The following is a 17,218-nucleotide window of genomic DNA, read 5'->3' as shown; positions in this document are numbered from 1 at the left end:
TGGGGGGCAACTATGACGACCTGCCCCGACTGCGGGGCCTCGCTGCCTGACGAGGCGACGTTCTGCAGTGAGTGTGGTGCGTCCGTCGAGCGGACTTGCCCCGACTGCGGGACAGCCGTGCCAGCAGCGGCGAACTTTTGCCCGAACTGCCGTGCCGAACTCGGCCCGACAACAGCGTCTCAGGACGGCGCACTCCGGTTGAAACCGCACGAGTTCGCTCGCCGTGCCGACGCCGGCGAGCTCGGATCCGATAGTCTCTGGGGGAAACTAACACGGCGAAAGCAGGTCTCGATCGAGGCCGGCAACGAGGCGCTTTTCGTGCACGATGGGCAAGTCGTCGAGCGGCTGGGACCGGGCAAACATACGCTAGACTCGCTGGGTGAGCAGATCACGTCCTTGCAGAAGACCGGCGACATCGCGGCAATCTTGATCGAGCGCCGTGAGACAACGGTCACGCTCGAAGCGAGTGCTCGGACCGCCAGCGAGTATCCGCTGGACGTCGCTTTCGAACTCGCCATCGATGTCGACGATCCGATGACACTGTTTACGAGTCTGCTTTCCGACCGCGGGACCGTCACCAGCCGGACTTTCCAACAGGTGCTTGGCGGTCCGATCGAGGACGAACTGGAAGCGACGATGCGCGAGTACGACCGCGAGGACGTCTATGGTAATCGCGAACTCAAACAGCGACTCGCTCAGAATATCGAGCGTGCCTGTCGCTCGGCCCTCCAGCGGTACGGTCTTCGATTGGTCGATCTGCTGTCTGTCAGTTTCGTGGACGATCAGGACCACATCCGCGAGGCGAACAAGGACGTCGAGATCCGCGAGAAAGAGGAGGATATCAAGGACGACGAAGCCCGACTGGACCGCCGGGATCGCGAGCGCGAGACTGCGGACAGCGTTCACGAAAACGAGCAGCGCGTCCGCCGGGAGACCAGCGAGCAGGCCGCCGACCACGAGATCGAGACCCAGGAGATCGAACACCGACACGAGAAGTCGGACATGGAGCGCCGCCACGAGCACACGGCCGAACGCGAGGACGTTGAGCACACCGAAGAGATCAAAACCACGAAAAAAGAGGGCGAGGTCGAACGGCGCGAACTCGAACACGAGCAGGACGTCGATGAGATCGAGGACCTGATGCACCTCAAGAAAAAGAAGGATATGGACGGTCTCGACGTCGAGGAACGCGAAGATGAGTTGGAAATGCGCCGCGAGGAACACGAGGCCGAAGTCGAGAAAGAGCGTCTGCGGGCACGCGACGAAGTCGATCTTTCGACGCTTGCGAGTATGGACAGTGTCGACGAGGCCGTCTCCGAGATCGCCGAGATCGAGGCTGCCGAGGACCTCACCCCCGAGCAACTGGAAGCGCTTGGCGCGAAAGACTCCGACGAACTCGCGAAGGCCCGCCAGGAGGCCCACAACGCCGAGGCCGAGCGCAAGCGTGCCGAGGATCAAAAGGAGTTCCGCGAGGAGATCAAAGACATCGCTGCGGATTCGATGGACCGGGTACAGGAGACCAGCGAGTCCGCGATGGACAACGTGAGCGAGACCGGCACAGCCGCGGCCGAAGACACCTCCGACAACGTGATCGTCTCCGATCCGGGGCGCAGCGACGACGGCGACACCACGATCGTCCAGGGCGGCGGTAGTGACTCGGACGGTAGTAATGACTCCGGTACCGATCGGGTCGTCGTCTGTCCCGAGTGTGAGGCGGAAGTCGAGCCGGACGACGAGTTTTGCCTCAATTGCGGCCACGACCTCGGAGGTGACTGAGATGCAGCACAGCATCGACACGCATCGCGAGACTGCGCTGGATTCGCCCTATTCGCGGGATCGCGAGGAGGCCATCGAGTCGCTGGCCGAGCTGTATCCGGACGCGCCCGTGGAGGACAAGCGGACTATCGCTGAGGCGTTCCGGGAAATCACACTGGAGTCGACTCACCGCGACGAGCGCGAGTTGGCCCGCGAGGAGTTGCTGGCCTGTTTCGAAAGCGAGTCAGACCCGATTGAAGAGGTCGTCGTCGAGACGCTAACCGAACTCGCTGATGATTCGAAGTTTTCGGACGACCGGCTAGACGCTATCGACGCGCTCCGGGAGATCTATGCCGGTCTGGGTGAGACGCTCCGGGGCGAAGTGGGGAAGGCGCTGGCGGAGATCGCCGGCAACGCGACCTACGAAGACGAGCGCAGGCGTGCCCGGCGGCGACTGTCGGATATCACCCGGATGGAACGAGATGAAGGTAGCGACGAGGAAGACGAGGGCGGTGAAGAGGCGGTCGATTATCTCGGGCAGTCGCTTGCGGAGCATCTGGAAGCAGCTGCCCACGACTCCGCGACAGCGTGTCTCCAACGCGCCGAGGAAGTTCGGGAGTTCATGGCCGAACATCCCGTCGACGATAGCGCCTACGAGGACGTCCGGGAAGATGTCGAGGGATTGATCGAGGCCTTCGAGGCGCTGGGTACGGATGGGGAGTTGGCCGAGGATCGGATCAGGCGTGTCGAGCGGATCGCAAGTCGGGTCGAGCAGGCGTACATGCGGGAGTGACGCCCGAAGTCGCGGCCAAACGCTTGTCTGGGTCTATGTATATGCATCAGACATATTCCCACATTTTCATGGGTTCCCAGATATAATACGCTTGCAGAGAGGCATGAAGGGCTATCTCTCGCCCGAGAGGACCGACAATGGGGCCGTCCCGATCGAGTCACGCACGGAGGTCTACCGCGATCCCGCCCGGGATCAAGAAGTCGTCGTCGAGACCGAAACCGGCGTCGCACCGCTCGGGATCGCGGACGTGACCGTCTCCAAGAAGAAAGGCGACGATCCGCCTGTCGTGTTCGTCCCACAGCCGGAGTCGATCGAAGTCCGTAACCGGGGAAACTCTAACGGCGTCGTCGTCCGGACCGAAGGGGACTCCCACGACATCGAAGAGGGATTCAGCGAGCGCGTGCGTCGAGACGCGGTGATCGAACTCGGCTACCAGACCCAACTCCGCCTGACCGTCGAGCGCGACGCCCGGATCGAAGTCAGCGGCGGCGATTACGTCGCCGGCGATAAGGTCGACAACAGCACGACCGTCAACGACAGCGTCGTCAACCGATCGGACATCGGCCCCGGACAGGCGGGGGAAGATTCGCGGGGTGGCGACGTGACCGTCGACGATAGTGTCGTCAACAGGTCGAACGTCGGTGGTAACTCACAGAGCGCCACGTCCGGTGACGCGCCGGAGACAGTCAGCGAAACGGACACGCAAAACAGCTGTCAGACTCATGGGATCACCTATACCGGTCCGGTCTGTCCGAAGTGCGAGGCCGAACGTTCGGCAGACAAACGAACTCGCAAGTACTGTCTGTTCTGTGGCGAGTCCATCCCCGCGAAAGCGCAGGTCTGTCCCGAGTGCGGCGAGGACCTCACTGATGTGTGACTGGCTCCTATCCGGTGGCCAGTACTTTATGAAACGAGCGAAACACTATTTATCGTGCCAGACTGGCATACAACTGTGCGTCCGAACACCGCGTCCGATGGATTCGACAGCGTCCCCCTCCGACGCCCGCTCGTCAAGAGGGGGGCGACCAGATATCCGCTTCGGATTCGGGAACCCCATCCGAACCGGGATACGGCTAGTCGGGTCCAATGAATCTATCGCCGACTGATCACACGGCGATCCCAGAGCACGTGCCCGCGGCGCCAGCGATCGATGTTGATCTCTCGACGCTGGAAGAGCAGGCGCAGATCGGTATCGGAGGAACAGCCGACGTAACGAAGATGCGTGCTCCGGACGGCACCGTGCTGGCAGTTAAGCAACCGCGCCTGCAGGGGACGCTGGACCGGGAACTCGCCCAGCGGGTCGTCTCGGAGGCAGAAACGTGGGAGCAGATCGACAGCCACGACGGGATCGTCGGTATCGTCGACTGGGGTTCGACACCGGTTCCCTGGATCGCCCTGGAGTACATGGACGGAGGCTCGCTTGCCGACCGAACCGGTGAGATTGACTTTGGTGAAGCGCTGTGGATCGGTGCCTGGGTCGCGAACGCTGTCCGGGACGCCCACCGCTACGGTGTCGCACATCTCGATCTGAAACCCGAGAACGTGCTGTTTCGGACGACCGACGACCGAACCTGGGACGTTCCGAAGGTGAGCGACTGGGGACTGTCCAAACTGTTGTTGCACCACTCACAGGAGGTGAACGGACTCTCACCGCGGTACTCGGCACCGGAACAGTTCGATCCCGAGACGCTCGGGCCGCCGGACGATCGAACTGACATCTACCAGCTCGGGACAGTAGTGTACGAGCTCCTGACCGGGCATCCACCGTTTACAGGCACCGCCAAAGCGGTGATGAACCACCATCTCACTGATGCACCTGACCCGCCGACACAGGTCGATCCCGACCTTCCAGCAGCGGTCGATGGGGTCCTCGGAACGGCCCTTGCGAAAAAACGGGACGAGCGATACGAATCGATGCTCGATTTCCGACGTGATCTGACTGCGCTGTTCCGTGCGGTTGTCCTCGACGAGTCGGTGTCGCTTCTGTGCTGTTCCGGTGGTACTTATTCGACCGATGTCGGCGGATCGACGAGCCGTCATCGCGCTCGAAGCGATTTCGCCGAGGGGAGTTCCTTCGCCGCTCGTGCGGAAGACAGCAGCGTCCTCGATACAATCCGGGACCAGTCCCAGTCGACGGAGATGCGGACGTTCCCCTGGCAGAGACGGACGGACGCTCCCGGTATCGCCGGCGAGGCGTCCGGGACTCTCGACCGGGAACGTGTCGGTATTGAAACGGATAGCCTCCGTCGTTCCGAGGCGACTCGCTCGTCGGGCGAGACGACGGAAGCGACTGAGATCGAACGCAGCCTCTCGGACGTGGCTGGTTCTCTGTTCAGGCAGCTACGCGAGCTATTCGGTTCGTGATCGCGGAGTCGAGTCTCGTGACGCCACCCGACGGAGCGGTTACCAGGCGTAGGAACTATGTATCATGCCTTCTACGAGATATGTGCTACATATGCGCATACCCTCTGTGGTGTACGTCAATTCGAACGGTGTCGACGAACGACACGCCCAATCGATCGCGGTTCACGAGGCCGTCAGCGACGACCTCGAAGATCACTACGAGCAGCAGTGGTCCCGACTAAAACTCGTCGTCGTGTCGGCCGTCGTTGTGATGATCGCGGGGATCGCCCTGGTGGCGTCCAACCAATCCGGACCGGGACTGGCGCTTGCTGGGGTCGGTATCGTTGGCGGTGTCGGCGGCGGCGCCTACGTTCGTTCCCGGAGTCCAGAGCCGACTGTCACGTCGATCGAGAAGGGCTACTGGACGGGTCATCTCGTCCCCGACGACGACGGGACGGTGGTCTTCGACGCGACGGAATCGATCGAGTCAAAACAGTTTCAGTTGCGCCTTCTCGATAGCCCGGAACACGCACAGCAGGTCAAACAGACGCTGGACTCGATGAGTGAGTACCCTGTCGTGATGACCGACGAAACCGACGTTGAAAAGGAGTTCGTCCAGACCATTTCGACCATTAGATCGGAGATCAACGACAGTCAGACCCACGAGATTTCCGCCCCGGTCCTTGATGAGGGGGACCCAGCTATCGATTCGCTGTCTCGGTTGGTCCCGTCGGCCGAGAACGACACTGTCGACGCTGGGGGCGTATCGCTGTCGCAGGAGGAAGCGACAGAACAGGTCCGGACGTTCGACGAGTTCGAGTCGATGGCCGACGAGGACCATGGAGAATCTGTCCTGCTCGACGTGAGTGAACAGAGCCGCCGTATCGCCAACGACCTCTCCGGACTCCAAGAGTTGGCGACGGACTTGCTCAACGATCACATTCGACGGGCCAGCGACATGTTCGGACTCGTCTCGTATCACTTCTACTGCCCGGACTGCATGACAGACGACATCGAGTCACAACTCGAAGTTCGCGACGACGGTGAGTGGTACTGTGACACCTGCCGGTCGTCGTTTGACCCGGCAGCGGGGATCCCTCGACATCGCATCCGTGACGAGATCGTCCTTGACGTGTGGGAACAGCTCTGGATCGAGAAGGACGACCAGCGTCGAGAGATCTACGAGTCTATCGAGGACCAGAAAGCCGAACTGCAAGAACGCGAGTACGAACAGCAACGCGAGGAGATCCGGACCGTGGAAGAACGCATCAAGGACATCCGCTCGAAGATCCGGGATCTCCAGACGGAGGCACGGGCCAAACAGGGGATGGTCGACGTCCTCGGCGACCTGATGGATGAGTACGATCGCCTGCAAGAACAGAAGATAAACCAGTTCCGGCAAGACGTCTCCCAGGCATTCGAGACGATCGACGAGGAGACCGAACGCGTCCTCGAAGAAACCGAAGGGGTCGTCAACGACCGTATCGAACAGGCCGAGTCCGAGGCCGAACAACGGGCTGAGATGTTACGCGAGGACGAACGCCAGCGTCAGCGTGAGTTCCTCGCCGCCCAGCAGGCAGCAGAGGACGAGCGTGCGAGGAAAAAACAGGCCGAGGAGGACAAAAACGCGGCACGGCTCGCGCACACGATCAACCAGAACAGTGCGAATCATCCCGACCGGAGGGGGGCCTAACCCATGGCTGGGAACGACGACCTACATCCGATCCTCAAGCGGATTCACCAGACGGTCGGTGATATTCTCAAGTCTGTCAAGGAAGTCCGGCAAGAAGTCAAAAAGGTCCACACAGTCGCGAAAGAGGGCTTCGAAGAGCTCATCGATGCGATTTATGAATCGATCCAGGCCCAGGCCGAGATGAAGATGATGGAGCGGGTCGCGGAGGTCAGAGAGATCCGTCCACAGATCACGGCCGAACAGGAGCGTATCGAGACAGAACACGAGGAACTCGAACGCCAACTCGATCGGATCGCGGAGCGATACGAGCGAAAACACGAGGAACTCGACGAGAAGGCCGCGAAACGGATTCGAGATCTTGGTGCTCACATCTTCGAGATCGACGAAGAGGAGTTCGAGGAAGGAATCGAGCAACCCTTCGTCGAACACGTCACGACGACCTGGCAGACCCTCCAGTCCCAAAACCAAGCGGTCGAACAGCGGCGCCACGACCGGATCGAATCCACGACCGGCGAGGTCGTCTCCGAGATCCACGAGTTCGTCGACCAGCAGCACGAACTCGTCGAACGGATCCAGCGGACGCGGACCTCGTTTGATCCCCCACAGCCCGAGCCGACGACGGTTCAGGTCCCCTACTACGTCGTGACCGTCGAACGGGACGGCCAGACCGAACAGCACGTCGTCGCCCCGTCCCAGGCTACGTCAAGGGACGGTCCTGTCGACGTGTCGCTCGATACCTTCCCCGGAATGGAACGACTCGTCGGGCGGACGTCTCTCACCCCTGCTCGTTCGGATACGATCGAAGGGTCGGAGATCCTCGATGGGCTGGAGTCACACATCGACGACAGTCGACCGCTCCTGTCCTACGAAGCGGTGGTCGCGGACGCAGTGGACGATCAGGTAACTGTCGCTACGGAGGGGGGATCTTGAATGGCGTCGATCGAAAAGACTCGAGCCATCGTCGAGGAGGGCGAAACTTATGACGGCAAGATCGTCCCCACAGTCAAAGCCGAGATCGGACGGCCAGTCCGTATCTACGAGGGAGCGACAGTTCAGGGCAGCGTCTACGGCGAGACGGTCGAAATCAAGGGCGGCACCGTCGAAGGCTCGGTCATGGGGGCCGAAAGTGTCGAGTTCGAGGACGGAAGCGTCGAAGGTGAAGTCGGAGCCGACGGCAAGGTCGCTGGGTCGGGTGCGACTGTCTACGGAACGGTGACGGGAACCCGAATCCGCCTCACGGACGCAATCGTCTACGGCAACGTCGTCGGTACCGACGTGATCCTTGAGAATTGCGCCGTCATTGGTATTGTCAGCGCAGAGCGGAAACTGGTTGCCCAGAACAGTCTCGTCTACACGTTCAAATCCTACGGCCAGACAAAACTGAACGACGTGTCAACCGTCTTGCCACAGGCCGTCGTCGAAGGTGAGATCGAACTGGCGTCTCCCGTTACTGTCACCGGCTTCGGACGGCTGGAACTGCCGGACGAGGGGATGCCGACGATGGACATGGACGACCTCATTGAGGTCGAAGGATCGACGTACCTCTCACTGTCGCCGCGGATATTGAATCTCGAGGAAGTCACTGACCGACTCGAAGAACTCGAGGGTGCGCTCGACCGGGTCGCGACCGCGACCTCGGCCGATGACGTACCACCCGCACAGGACTTGCTAGAGACACTCGGCGTCGACCAGTCCCAGTACCCGGCGGTGGTCTGAGCATGCTCCGACGGCTCATCATGGCGCCGATCAAGAGCGCCCTGGCACCTCTGTTCGTCGTGCTGTCCGCGTTCCGGACGATCAAGACCGCGATCCTGAAACTGATCGGCGGATCGCGGACAGCCGCGAGTGCTGCAGCCAGCGCCACGAGCACTGCAAGTGACGTCGCCAAGAACGCCAGCGAGACGGGTTCGAACACGCAGGAGTCCTCGCCAGAGCCCGGGTCCGACTCTATTGACTCGTTACCTTCAGAGACGGCTACGCAACTCCCGGATGCCGACGCTCAGGCCCAGTTCGACCGGTTCGGGACGCTGTACGCGGCCTACGCTGGCTACGTTTTCGTGGCGACGATCCTTTCGCTGACCGTCCTCACCAGCGCGACCATCTATTTGTCGATGGGAGATATTATCCGTATAACTCTCTTCGCGACAGCACCGATCGCCGTTGTCGCGGTGATCGCTCGCGCGCAGCGAAAAGTCACCTGGATGATCGCCTTCGGCCTCACTTTTCTTTTCCTCTTCGGGCGCATCCTCTCGCTGATCGACCTTGCCCCGCTTGGCGTCGTCACTCCTTCGCCGGGGCTCGATCGGCCGCTCCTGTTTCTCATCTCGCTCGGCGAGTTCGCATTCCTCGGATCGATCCTTGGTGCCGGCTGGAAGGGACGACACACTGTCCTCTCGACGGCCTCAGACGACCATATCCGACCTGAGCACAGTGCCTCTGGTGGCGATAGCGGCACCGAGACTTCGTCGAGCAGTCACTCGCCGTCCGATTCGGTGACTACCGACGGCTCGATAGAGAACCCGGCGCCTGAGGCTCCATCCAGTTCGAAGCAGACTGACGCGTCTGTTTCTGCCGAGAGTGGGGCTGCTGGTCCGACAAGCGAGGTCGAACCGATAGCCCAGGAGACAGGCGATGCCTCCGATAGTGAAGTGACCGACAACGGAACCAACACGGAGACCGAATCGACAGGTGTCGAGGCGACACTCGCGAACGTGGACACAGACGATGTCGATGCCGAGACCGTCCGTTCGATCGGCTCGGAGTTGCCGTCCGATCGGATTCCGGATCGAGTTTTTGACTTCCTTAGGCGACACGCCGATGCCGACGATCCTGATATCCGACTCGCGGTCGCCGAAATCTGTGCCGAACTCGAGGACGAACGGACGGACGAGATCCTGCGAAACCGCCGTATCGATCCCGACAACCGAGTCGTGAATGTGGCCGTCAGCGCACTCAATTGATACGGACTGCCGTAACGATTTACCGCTCCGACTGCCCGAATACGGGCGGTCAATGCGGAACAGACGCACAGTAGTCCGTATGAAACGCTGACCGCCTCCGGACACTCTTTAACGACCCCGTCCCTACGGTCGCCAATGCTCGGGCTGGCCGACGGGACGGTCGCGACGCTGGTCGTGCTCTCGGTGACGCTCAGTTTCCCCTGCTTTCTGTACGGCGCCTGGATCGTGATCGACAACGATCCCGTCACCTGGAGCGTGCTGGTCCGACACCTCTCGGTTGTGTTCACCGGTCTCGCGCTGACGACGATCCCGCTTGTCGGCTGGATGCTTCCGAACCTGCTCGAACAATTTTACGGGTTCAGCGTCCTCCACGCCGTGATCGGACTACACGCGTACGCGTTTCTCGCCTTCGCGCTCACCGGGATCGTCCGGATCTTCCGCGCCAAGTGGGAACACGACCTCTATCACGACTACGACGAGGACCTGTTGCTCTCGGAGATCGGCGGCGACCGTATGGACCACTGGCGCTCCCGACTGCGGATCGGCGTCGCCGGCTACGTCGTCCTCTGGCTGATCGCCTACTTCACCGGGCTCGCACAGTATCTCAGCAAGTACGGACTGCCGTTTTGACCGTGATGGGCCCGGGCGGATTGTGAACCTCGTCGAGACGTGCTCGCCTCGCTGCGCGCGACTCGTCTGGTTCAAATCCTTGTCGGCAAAACAGCCGTCTCACGTCCGTTCGACGGCAGTGATGGGCCCGGGCGGATTTGAACCGCCGACTTCGGCCTTGTAAAGGCCGCGTCATAACCAACTAGACCACGGACCCACAGACCGGTCTTGCCCGCCCGGGTGAATAACGCTTTCTCTCTGGATCGACAGTCGGCTGTACGCTCGCCCATACCGTCGGCACCGCGGTGTCGGAACGGTACAGCGACAGTATTACGCTCGGCCGTCTCCTCGCGTCCGTATGGAGTTGCCCGACCGGGACCGACTCGTTACGCTCGTCGCCGTCGGGGTCATCGTCCTCGTGGTCGGCTTCTGGGCACTGCATCCGACCGGGCCGCTCGGCGGCCTTCTGCACCCGCTGGACTACGAGGAAGCCACGGTCACGCTGGCCGACGAAAACGGAACCGAACTGGCGACCGTCGACGTCCGAGTCGCCGACAGCCAGCGTGAACGCTATGTGGGGCTCAGCAAGACTGACTCGCTCGCCGACGGTGAGGGCATGCTGTTCGTCTTTCCCGATTCCGGCCGCCACGAGTTCGTCATGCGCGACATGGACTTCCCGCTCGACATCGTCTTCGCCGCCCCGAACGGCACGATCACGACGATCCACCACGCACCCGTCCCCGGACAGACGCCGGACGACGACCTCCGGCGGTACCCCGGGACTGGCCAGTACGTCCTCGAAGTCCCGCGCGGGTACGCAAACGCGACCGGTGTCGGCGTGGGCGATCGCCTCGTCGTCCCGAAGAACGCGACCGGCTGATACGGGTTCGTACACCGAGTTGCCGATCCTCCCACCTCGTATCGAGTCGTCGATACGGAACAGACGTCCCGTCTGGACGATCGCCTACGCGAGCGTCGCGTCGAGTCGAATGTCGACGCCTGCAAGCGCTTTCGAGACCGGACAGCCCGCTTTCGCGCCGGCGGCGATCTCCTGAAACGTGTCCTCGTCGATGTCCGGGATCGTCGCTTCGAGCGTGAGTTCGATCCAGTCGATCTCGAGCGCTTCGGGGTCGAGATGGACCTCCGCGTCGGCGTGCAGTTGCTCGGGCTCGTAGCCCGCCTCGTCGAGTTCGTTCGACAGCGCCATGACGAAACAGCCGGCGTGGGCCGCCCCGATCAGTTCCTCCGGGTTGGTCGCGTCCCCGTCCTCGAACCGGGACGCAAACGAATACGGACCCTCGTAGACCCCGCTCCCGAGTGCGAGGTCGCCGCTCCCGCTCTTGAGGTCGCCGCGCCAGGTCGCTTCAGCGTTGCGTGTTGGCATAGCAACTCGGAAGACGATTTCCGAACGGAAAGAGGTTGGCGAACGCGCGGGTTCTGCCGCGGTCGGGAGAGATCGTGATAGTTCCGGTCGATGATCGACAGGCGGTCCCCGTCTCCCAGTTATTCTGTCCCGTCAACCGGTGCGAGCATCGAATCGTCGATCATTCACGGGTGGTATTCTTCCCCTGGTGTCGGTACTTTTAAGTCCGTCCATACCTCAAAGTTCAGATGACGCTTCGCTTGGAGGGCCGAAGCGTCAGCGGGGACCAATTCAGGGCGGCAAGCGTCCGGCCGGACTTTTCCCGGCCGGTTCGCTTTCCACTCGTTGCTACTTACGGATCAGCGAGGCTTCCGTGCAACGGCCGCAGCCGATCCGGATCGAGTCGAAAACCCCATGATTATGCATTCGGTAGAGAAGGGACAATAGATGAAAGACGGACAGCTGGACTCGATCGACCGGTCGATCCTCTACTACCTGCAGAAAGACGCGAGACACACGTCATCGAGCGACATCGCAGCCGAACTCGATCTGTCTCCGAGTACGGTTCGAACCAGGCTCAGCAAACTCGAAGACAGCGGGGTCGTCCGCGGGTATCACATCGATATCGACTACGACAGGGCCGGCTACCCGCTGTACACGAAGATCATCTGTACGGCACCGGTGACCGAGCGAGACGAACTCGCGAAAGCGGCCCGCGAGGTCGAGGGAGTCACCGCTGTCCGCGAGATCATGACTGGCAAGCGCAACGTCTACGTCAACGCGATCGGGCAGTCACACGACGATCTCAACCGGATCGCCGAGGACCTCGACGCCCTCGGGCTGGAAATCGTCGACGAGCAGATCATCCGCGACGAGTACGTCTGCTCGTACCACGGCTTTCTCGAGGACGAACACACCGAAGACGAACCGTAGGCGTCACCGTTCGCGCAAGTCACGCGCCGCAGTACTGGCGACGCGGTAGGCGTTCTCGACGGCGACCGCGAGGCCGTCGTCGCCGCGGCGAGAGTTCGTCCGTCGGGAACTCGTCGGTCGCGAACGCCGCGAGGACGTCGAGCGCGGTCACGAGAGCCACTCGGTGAACTCGCCCTCGATGAGCGTCTCCTCCTGCTTGCGGATGTACTGGGCCTGCATCCCCCAGATCGCCTCCGGAAGCGGGACGCCCTCTTGGACGCGCCGGCGGACGTAGCCGTACTTCCAGCGGGCGGGGGTCATCCGCCGGTCGACGCGCTCACGCAGCGGGCGGATGTACCGCCGGGCCTGCTCGGCCGACAGGCCCTGCAGCTCGAGGCCGTCGCGTGCGTGTTCGAACAGTTCGCCGTAGATCTCGTCGAGATCGGCCGTCTCGCCCGCGCCCGTGATCCAGACCAGTTCCGCCTCCAGTCCGTCCCGCATCGCGTTGTAGAAGTTCTGTTCGGCGCGCTCCCAATCGAGGGTTCGAACGGGGTGTTCTCGCCGGATCAAACTCTCCAGGAGGCCGGCGAACACGGCCTGGAACGCGATCGCGTCCCGGATCGTCGGCTGGCCCGGCAGCGGTCGGAACTCGATGCGGGCGTTGGCCTGCGAACGGGTCGCGCCGTCGAAGACGGGCCGCACCCACCGCCAGTAGGAGCCGTGTTTGTGCCGGACGTGCGCGAACTGATCGTCGAACCGTTCGCCGCGGGCGACTTCCATCGGGACGATCGTCTCGTCGGCGACGATGGCGTCGATGGCGTCCTCGACGGTCTCGAAGTCGGGCGGGAAACACACTTTGTCCGGGATCGACCCGTCGGCGGCGTTCAGTACCGACTCGAACACCGAGACGCGGTGCTCCATCCAGGCGTCGTCCAGGATCGTCGCGTCGGGGACGTCGTCGTACAGGTCCGGCGGGAAGAACGGCGAGTTGACCCCGAGCGCGAGCAGCGGCCCGGCGATCCGCAGCGCATATCGGAAATACTCGGGCAGATCGGGTGCGTGAGGCACCTGGACGTGGGGCTGGATCGAGGTGATCAAACTCTCGGGCATGACCGTGTCGGCCTCAAGCGTGACGTTCGGCGCGTCCAGGCGCAGCCCCGAGGGATAGTCGGTGTTTGCCATCGCGTGATAGCGGACGGAATCGGACATGTTCGTCGCGATGCGGATCCCGTCGGCTTCGACCGAGTCACAGAGATACGAGTGAGCGGTCTCGCCGTTCGGCGGGACGGTCCACATCCCGTCGCTGACCAGCCGGATGTCGTCTGCGCGCGTGCGCTCCTGAGCGGGGACCAGGTTGGCTTGTAGTTCCTGTTCCTGGGCGGCCAGCCCGTAGGAGTTCAGCGGCTGCGGGCTGGTCTGCATCTCGGCGTTGTGCAGGCCGAGTTCCTTCTCGAAGCCGATCCGCTCGAGCAATGGGCGGGGCACCCGCTGGAGCGCGTCGGTCCGGTCGTCGACGGCGTACAGCTCCAGTTCGAGACCGACAATCGTCTCGCTGTTGTCGAAGGTCCCGTCCCGAACTTCCGCTTTGAGCCGTTCGGCCTCCTCGACCGCCTGTGCCTGAAACTCCTCGTCGTCGACCGCGAGCGACTTCTTGACGGCGGCTGCGAGTTCGGATGCCGACATACCCCCCGATTGCGCGCCGGGTATGTTGATACTGTCGGACGCGATCACACCGGCACGACCACGACCGGCCGTTCGGCTTCGCCAGCGACGGCCGCCGCGGTGCTCCCGAGACCCGCGCTCTGGCGTTCGGGATCGCCGCTCCGCCGACCGACGAGGAGCTCGTCGGCGTCGATGTCGGCCGCTAGCTCGAGGATCTCCTCGACCGGCTCGCCCTCGCGTCGTTCGGTCCAGACCGTCGCCGCGGCGAGGCGTGCGCGGGCGACGTTGATCGCGTCACCGACGTCCCGCTGTGGGGCCCCCGGTTCGACCACGCCGAGTACCATCACCGTGTCGTCGTCGGCGAGTCGATCGACGAGGTAGTCACAGACCGTTGCAGTCGTGTGGACGGACGCGCTCGCGAGGAGATACGTGGTCATGCTCTACTGTCCTCACGCGATCGTCAGCGCCCGAACTCGTCAGGGTCGTCGCCGAACCCGCCGAACTCGTCGTCTTCCTCCTCGAAATCGCCGATCTCGTCGAGTTCCTCGCCGCCGAACTCCCCGGCTTCGTCGTCGACCTCGAAGGCCTCCGGCGGTCGACCGGCCGCCTCGACGACCCCGTCGTCGACGACGATCGGACAGTCGACCCGCAGTGCAATCGCGATCCCGTCGCTCGGCCGCGCGTCGAAGACGGCGTCCTTGCGTGACCCCTCGTTGTACTGCTCGGCGTCGATCTTCGCGTAGAAGGTGCCGTCCGCCAGGTCGTCGATCCTGACGCGATCGATCGCCCCACCGAACTCCGAGAGCATCTCGATCAGCAGGTCGTGTGTCAGCGGCCGCTCGAAGGGCTCCTCGTCGATCGCCAGCTGCATCGACTGGGCCTGATCGGCGCTGACGAAGATCGGCACGTACTGCCCGCCGGCTCGCAACAGGACGACGGGCGCGCCGGCTCCTTCCTCCCCGACCCCGACGCCGATCCCCTCGACTGTCGCCTCGTGTTCCATGTCTCGACGTTTGGTGCGAACTGTCAAAAGTACTCGGGCGCGCCATCGAAGACCGGTCGTGCTACCGGCGGGACGTGGCCCGAATTCGATCATCCGATATAAATTTGTCGTCGATTAAGCCGGTTTGACCGATCAAGTCGCCGCAATTCGGATCGATCGACCCTGAACCGGCTTCGGCGAGTTCCCGGTTGAAGTGGCTCTCTCGACATAGGTCCGACCGGAGGCAACGAACATGAATCTCACAAAGATCGCAGGCATTGCCCTCGCAGTGGTGCTCGTCGCCGGCGGTACGGCGGCGGCCCTGCCTGGCAACGCCCCCACGGACGGACCGACGACTGACCAGCCGAACGCGACGCCCGACGCGGACGACGCCAACGAGACGACGGCTGAGGTCGAGTCCGAGCGTGGCCCGCCCGCCGACCGTGGCCCGCACGCGAGTGACGACCGCGGTCCGAACGCCGACCACGACCGCGGCCCGCCGACCGATATGCCCGAGCAGGTCCCCGACTTCGTGACCGAGATCCACGAGACGATCAACCAGTTCCTCGACGGCGAGCTGGAGGGTGACCTCGGCTCGTCGATCGCCGAGATCACGCCGGACGACGGCGATAGCGACGAGCAGACTGACGCGGACGACACGGTCGAGAGCTGAACTCCCGGCCCCGACGAGTAGACCCCCTGCGCTCGGCCCTCCCCCTGGAAATCGCCGGTAACGCCGTTCTTTTCTATCGGACTCGCGTACACGCGGCCATGAGCGCCTCCAGCGTAGAGGTCGAACTCGACCGCAAGCAGGCGACGCTGGCGGTGTTGCCCTTTCTCTTGTTGGGACTCGGGAACCTGGTCCTGTTGCTCGGGTGGGGACTGAAACCGCTGTGGGCGTTTCTGATCTTGCCGCCCATCCTGTTCATCAGTGTGCTGGCCTGGATCGCCTTCCGGACGGGGTTCGTCCGCGACGAGGGCGAGGCCTAGGCAAACAGCTCGTCGACGGCGGCTCGCGCGGCCAGTGCGGCGTCGTCGGCGAGTTGCTGGTCGTCGATCCGGTCGTCCGCGACGTCGAGATAGACGTCGACTTCGAGCACGCCTTCCTCGAAGGTCACGGTGATGTCGAGGTCGTCGACTGCCGAGCGGTCACAACGCGAAAAGATAACGTTCTCGGCCGCATCGGCGGCCGTCCGGACGACCTCGCGGTCTTCGACCATGGCCTCAGTCGCCGCCGGGGCCGACGTCGGGGCTCGGGCCGCCGGCACCGCCGCCACCGCCGCCGCCGCCGAGCATTTGCTGGAGCTCCTGCTGGAGTTCCTCGAACTGTTCCTGGACGCGCTCTTCCTGTTTCTCGAGGGTCTCGACGCGTACTTCGAGGTTGTCGACCTTCTCGTCGAGGTCGTCGTAGGCCTCGTCGTAGTCGCTCTCGACGAGCAGTTCGCCGACCTGACGGTACATGCCCGTGTCCTCGTCGATGTCCTCGAGCGCGTCGAGCGCGCTCTCGGCCTCCGAGAGCTGGGTCTCGGCCTGCTGTTTCTGCGTGGCGACCTGCTGGGCCGTCTCCTGCAGATCCTGCAGTTCCTCGAGTTTCTCCTGTGCTTCCGGCGGCAGATTACCCTGCATACCCGGACCGTCGTGACCCGGACTGTTAAACCCACGTTTTTGTTCCGGCCAACACGCGACCGCTCGACGGCAGCCGACAGTGTTAATCCGGACGACCGACTACGTCAGATGGCAGCGGGAGCCCGGACCCCGTGCCCCGGATCACTGTTCAGGCCTCGCCGGAACACGTGCAAGGGGCATGAGGAAAGTCCCCCCACCGTCCGGGCAGGTGACCGGGTGCAAACCCGGAGCGGGAGACCGCTGGCTCTGGAACAGAAACGAGACCGCTCTGCTCGACTGATGAAGCGTGCGAACCCTGACTGACGAAGGTCGGGTCGACTGTCGGACGAAAGCCCGGCAGAGTATCCTGCCGAGAAAGGAACGGGAAGTTGACCCGCCGAAGGCCGACAGCAGAGAACGGATGGAACGGCGAATCCTCACCGGTGCAAGTCCGCGCCACAAGGTAGCCCGGACGCGGCGCGGACGCTCAGCCGAATGCCGGGCCGAACAGAAGGGGGCTTACTCCCCGCAGCCGCTCGAA

At 63.0% G+C, this 17,218-nt stretch carries 20 protein-coding genes, 1 tRNA gene and 1 other RNA gene; 14 read left to right on the top strand and 8 right to left on the bottom strand.

Annotated elements, in window-relative coordinates; translation table 11 throughout:
• The first annotated feature begins 12 nt into the window (after positions 1-12).
• The 9 genes from HSR122_RS05155 to HSR122_RS05115 all read left to right on the top strand — a co-directional run bounded on the left by HSR122_RS05155 (position 13) and on the right by HSR122_RS05115 (position 10,174).
• Positions 13-1,776 (top strand): zinc-ribbon domain-containing protein, encoded by a 1,764-nt coding sequence (locus tag HSR122_RS05155; protein ID WP_229111702.1) that lies wholly within the window; start codon positions 13-15, stop codon positions 1,774-1,776.
• A gap of 1 nt (position 1,777) precedes the next feature.
• Positions 1,778-2,548 (top strand): hypothetical protein, encoded by a 771-nt coding sequence (locus HSR122_RS05150; protein WP_229111701.1) that lies wholly within the window; start codon positions 1,778-1,780, stop codon positions 2,546-2,548.
• Between the two features lie 103 nt (positions 2,549-2,651).
• The gene (locus tag HSR122_RS05145; RefSeq protein ID WP_229111700.1) at positions 2,652-3,425 is read left to right on the top strand and encodes a zinc ribbon domain-containing protein; all 774 of its coding nucleotides are present in this window, start codon (positions 2,652-2,654) and stop codon (positions 3,423-3,425) included.
• Positions 3,426-3,676: 251 nt separating this feature from the next.
• Positions 3,677-4,912, top strand: coding sequence for a serine/threonine-protein kinase (locus HSR122_RS05140; RefSeq protein ID WP_229111699.1), 1,236 nt, complete (start codon positions 3,677-3,679; stop codon positions 4,910-4,912).
• Positions 4,913-5,021: 109 nt separating this feature from the next.
• A complete protein-coding gene (locus tag HSR122_RS05135) occupies positions 5,022-6,584 on the top strand; it encodes a hypothetical protein (protein ID WP_229111698.1) in 1,563 nt (520 codons plus the stop codon).
• Between the two features lie 3 nt (positions 6,585-6,587).
• Positions 6,588-7,514 carry a hypothetical protein gene (locus tag HSR122_RS05130; protein WP_229111696.1) on the top strand — a complete coding sequence of 309 codons (927 nt, stop codon included), beginning with the start codon at positions 6,588-6,590 and terminating at the stop codon, positions 7,512-7,514.
• Complete coding sequence (locus HSR122_RS05125) at positions 7,515-8,300, top strand: bactofilin family protein (RefSeq protein WP_229111695.1); 786 nt, start codon at positions 7,515-7,517, stop codon at positions 8,298-8,300.
• Positions 8,301-8,302: 2 nt separating this feature from the next.
• Positions 8,303-9,544 (top strand): HEAT repeat domain-containing protein, encoded by a 1,242-nt coding sequence (locus tag HSR122_RS05120; protein WP_229111693.1) that lies wholly within the window; start codon positions 8,303-8,305, stop codon positions 9,542-9,544.
• Between the two features lie 135 nt (positions 9,545-9,679).
• Complete coding sequence (locus HSR122_RS05115) at positions 9,680-10,174, top strand: DUF7321 family protein (protein ID WP_229111691.1); 495 nt, start codon at positions 9,680-9,682, stop codon at positions 10,172-10,174.
• Positions 10,175-10,296: 122 nt separating this feature from the next.
• Here HSR122_RS05115 and HSR122_RS05110 read toward each other — a convergent pair.
• Positions 10,297-10,370 (bottom strand) — tRNA-Val (locus HSR122_RS05110).
• Positions 10,371-10,511: 141 nt separating this feature from the next.
• Here HSR122_RS05110 and HSR122_RS05105 point away from each other — a divergent pair.
• On the top strand, positions 10,512-11,033 hold the full coding sequence (locus tag HSR122_RS05105; protein WP_229111690.1) for a DUF192 domain-containing protein: 522 nt from the start codon (positions 10,512-10,514) through the stop codon (positions 11,031-11,033).
• 84 nt (positions 11,034-11,117) lie between these two features.
• Here the strand turns inward: HSR122_RS05105 and HSR122_RS05100 are convergent, their stop codons facing one another.
• Positions 11,118-11,537, bottom strand: coding sequence for an OsmC family protein (locus HSR122_RS05100; protein ID WP_229111688.1), 420 nt, complete (start codon positions 11,535-11,537; stop codon positions 11,118-11,120).
• A 426-nt stretch (positions 11,538-11,963) separates the two neighbouring features.
• Between HSR122_RS05100 and HSR122_RS05095 the strand changes: the two genes are divergently transcribed.
• Complete coding sequence (locus HSR122_RS05095) at positions 11,964-12,449, top strand: Lrp/AsnC family transcriptional regulator (protein ID WP_229111686.1); 486 nt, start codon at positions 11,964-11,966, stop codon at positions 12,447-12,449.
• A gap of 19 nt (positions 12,450-12,468) precedes the next feature.
• Here the strand turns inward: HSR122_RS05095 and HSR122_RS05090 are convergent, their stop codons facing one another.
• Genes HSR122_RS05090 through HSR122_RS05075 form a run of 4 tightly spaced genes read right to left on the bottom strand, consistent with a single transcriptional unit; the run spans position 12,469 to position 15,093 of the window.
• Positions 12,469-12,609, bottom strand: a complete 141-nt coding sequence (locus tag HSR122_RS05090) for a hypothetical protein (protein ID WP_229111684.1) — start codon at positions 12,607-12,609, stop codon at positions 12,469-12,471.
• On the bottom strand, positions 12,597-14,111 hold the full coding sequence (locus HSR122_RS05085; protein WP_229111682.1) for a hypothetical protein: 1,515 nt from the start codon (positions 14,109-14,111) through the stop codon (positions 12,597-12,599). Before HSR122_RS05085 ends, HSR122_RS05090 begins: the two co-directional genes overlap by 13 nt.
• 44 nt (positions 14,112-14,155) lie before the next feature.
• On the bottom strand, positions 14,156-14,527 hold the full coding sequence (locus HSR122_RS05080) for a universal stress protein (RefSeq protein ID WP_229111680.1): 372 nt from the start codon (positions 14,525-14,527) through the stop codon (positions 14,156-14,158).
• 23 nt (positions 14,528-14,550) lie between these two features.
• The gene (locus tag HSR122_RS05075; RefSeq protein WP_229111678.1) at positions 14,551-15,093 is read right to left on the bottom strand and encodes a bifunctional nuclease family protein; all 543 of its coding nucleotides are present in this window, start codon (positions 15,091-15,093) and stop codon (positions 14,551-14,553) included.
• A 232-nt stretch (positions 15,094-15,325) separates the two neighbouring features.
• On the opposite strand from HSR122_RS05075, the gene HSR122_RS05070 reads away from it, so the two are divergent.
• Positions 15,326-15,745: a hypothetical protein gene (locus tag HSR122_RS05070; RefSeq protein ID WP_229111677.1), complete on the top strand. Its 420-nt coding sequence runs from the start codon at positions 15,326-15,328 to the stop codon at positions 15,743-15,745.
• A 98-nt stretch (positions 15,746-15,843) separates the two neighbouring features.
• Positions 15,844-16,062, top strand: a complete 219-nt coding sequence (locus HSR122_RS05065; protein WP_229111675.1) for a hypothetical protein — start codon at positions 15,844-15,846, stop codon at positions 16,060-16,062.
• Here HSR122_RS05065 and HSR122_RS05060 read toward each other — a convergent pair.
• Entirely contained in the window at positions 16,059-16,292 is a 234-nt protein-coding gene (locus tag HSR122_RS05060) for a DUF3194 domain-containing protein (RefSeq protein WP_229111674.1), read from the bottom strand. The two genes, HSR122_RS05065 and HSR122_RS05060, sit on opposite strands and share 4 nt — an antisense overlap.
• Positions 16,293-16,296: 4 nt before the next feature.
• Positions 16,297-16,698: a prefoldin subunit beta gene (locus HSR122_RS05055; RefSeq protein WP_229111672.1), complete on the bottom strand. Its 402-nt coding sequence runs from the start codon at positions 16,696-16,698 to the stop codon at positions 16,297-16,299.
• A gap of 110 nt (positions 16,699-16,808) precedes the next feature.
• Between HSR122_RS05055 and rnpB the strand changes: the two genes are divergently transcribed.
• An RNA gene (rnpB, locus tag HSR122_RS05050) (RNase P RNA component) lies at positions 16,809-17,211 on the top strand.
• The last annotated feature ends 7 nt before the right edge of the window (positions 17,212-17,218 follow it).

Source organism: Halapricum desulfuricans (assembly GCF_017094525.1).
Taxonomy (GTDB): Archaea; Halobacteriota; Halobacteria; order Halobacteriales; family Haloarculaceae; genus Halapricum; species Halapricum desulfuricans.
Note: the sequence above shows the minus strand (reverse complement) of the source record. Positions and strands in the feature narration are given on the sequence as shown.

Excerpts from the sequence above, each read along its gene's own strand:
- HSR122_RS05155 (WP_229111702.1), top strand. The coding sequence starts at position 13 with ATGACGACCTGCCCCGACTGCGGGGCCTCGCTGCCTGACGAGGCGACG.
- HSR122_RS05150 (WP_229111701.1), top strand. The coding sequence starts at position 1,778 with ATGCAGCACAGCATCGACACGCATCGCGAGACTGCGCTGGATTCGCCC.
- HSR122_RS05145 (WP_229111700.1), top strand. The coding sequence starts at position 2,652 with ATGAAGGGCTATCTCTCGCCCGAGAGGACCGACAATGGGGCCGTCCCG.
- HSR122_RS05130 (WP_229111696.1), top strand. The coding sequence starts at position 6,588 with ATGGCTGGGAACGACGACCTACATCCGATCCTCAAGCGGATTCACCAG.
- HSR122_RS05125 (WP_229111695.1), top strand. The coding sequence starts at position 7,515 with ATGGCGTCGATCGAAAAGACTCGAGCCATCGTCGAGGAGGGCGAAACT.
- HSR122_RS05120 (WP_229111693.1), top strand. The coding sequence starts at position 8,303 with ATGCTCCGACGGCTCATCATGGCGCCGATCAAGAGCGCCCTGGCACCT.
- HSR122_RS05115 (WP_229111691.1), top strand. The coding sequence starts at position 9,680 with ATGCTCGGGCTGGCCGACGGGACGGTCGCGACGCTGGTCGTGCTCTCG.
- HSR122_RS05105 (WP_229111690.1), top strand. The coding sequence starts at position 10,512 with ATGGAGTTGCCCGACCGGGACCGACTCGTTACGCTCGTCGCCGTCGGG.
- HSR122_RS05100 (WP_229111688.1), bottom strand. The coding sequence starts at position 11,537 with ATGCCAACACGCAACGCTGAAGCGACCTGGCGCGGCGACCTCAAGAGC.
- HSR122_RS05095 (WP_229111686.1), top strand. The coding sequence starts at position 11,964 with ATGAAAGACGGACAGCTGGACTCGATCGACCGGTCGATCCTCTACTAC.
- HSR122_RS05085 (WP_229111682.1), bottom strand. The coding sequence starts at position 14,111 with ATGTCGGCATCCGAACTCGCAGCCGCCGTCAAGAAGTCGCTCGCGGTC.
- HSR122_RS05080 (WP_229111680.1), bottom strand. The coding sequence starts at position 14,527 with ATGACCACGTATCTCCTCGCGAGCGCGTCCGTCCACACGACTGCAACG.
- HSR122_RS05075 (WP_229111678.1), bottom strand. The coding sequence starts at position 15,093 with ATGGAACACGAGGCGACAGTCGAGGGGATCGGCGTCGGGGTCGGGGAG.
- HSR122_RS05070 (WP_229111677.1), top strand. The coding sequence starts at position 15,326 with ATGAATCTCACAAAGATCGCAGGCATTGCCCTCGCAGTGGTGCTCGTC.
- HSR122_RS05065 (WP_229111675.1), top strand. The coding sequence starts at position 15,844 with ATGAGCGCCTCCAGCGTAGAGGTCGAACTCGACCGCAAGCAGGCGACG.
- HSR122_RS05060 (WP_229111674.1), bottom strand. The coding sequence starts at position 16,292 with ATGGTCGAAGACCGCGAGGTCGTCCGGACGGCCGCCGATGCGGCCGAG.
- HSR122_RS05055 (WP_229111672.1), bottom strand. The coding sequence starts at position 16,698 with ATGCAGGGTAATCTGCCGCCGGAAGCACAGGAGAAACTCGAGGAACTG.